1 protein-coding gene is annotated in these 629 nt (G+C 55.3%); it reads left to right on the top strand.

The features are described 5' to 3' along the window. On the top strand, positions 1–186 hold a 186-nt coding region (locus AC1DU6_RS34580; protein WP_477863019.1), incomplete at its 5' end, for a hypothetical protein. Positions 187–629 lie beyond the last annotated feature (443 nt).

Here is a 629-nt window from a genome sequence, read left to right as displayed (position 1 = left end):
CCCATCTTCCTTATAGGGCTAGAAAATAACGCGATTCCGCAGCATGCCGCTCAACGTGCCTATAAGTATGGGAGGTTACAGCGCAGTTACGCAGCCGCAAAAGTGCGTTTCATTCGCAATGCAGGATCTTTGACTGCTTCGATAACGCTCAACGATCATCCTCATCCACATCTGAAAATCAAATAGATAGAGCTGATCGCGCCTGCATCCGGCGCGAAGTATCGTCACGCCCGCCAATCTTGGGCGGGCGCACTTGATCGGTCAGAAATTGTCGGCCGATTGGCTAAGGACGTGCAGGGCACTTCGCAATGCCATTTCGTTGTGGCTGCTATGGTTGCGCGTTGGTTGGCGCCAGCCCCTGCAGCCCGATCGGCCCGGCCGCCGACCACGAGAAAGTTGCAGGATTTTCCAGTAATTGAAGTTCGCGTGTTACCACCGCAAGACGATCCTTCGTTTTGCAACTCTACCGTAGTGAATTGCGTTCAGCTTTGACGTTAAGGCGAACTTCGTGACGAACAAGGGAATCGGTGGCTCATGCGCCGGGTGGCGGACTTATTTTGAAAGGAGAACCCCCGCCCCGGACCACCGTCCGCAATGCGAGCACCGTTGCTCGGCTCGTGGAATCGCCG

The sequence above is a fragment of the Roseateles sp. P5_B10 genome, from assembly GCF_056400485.1.
The sequence above is the reverse complement of the archived record's forward strand: the minus strand, read 5'-3'. Positions and strand labels throughout refer to the sequence as shown.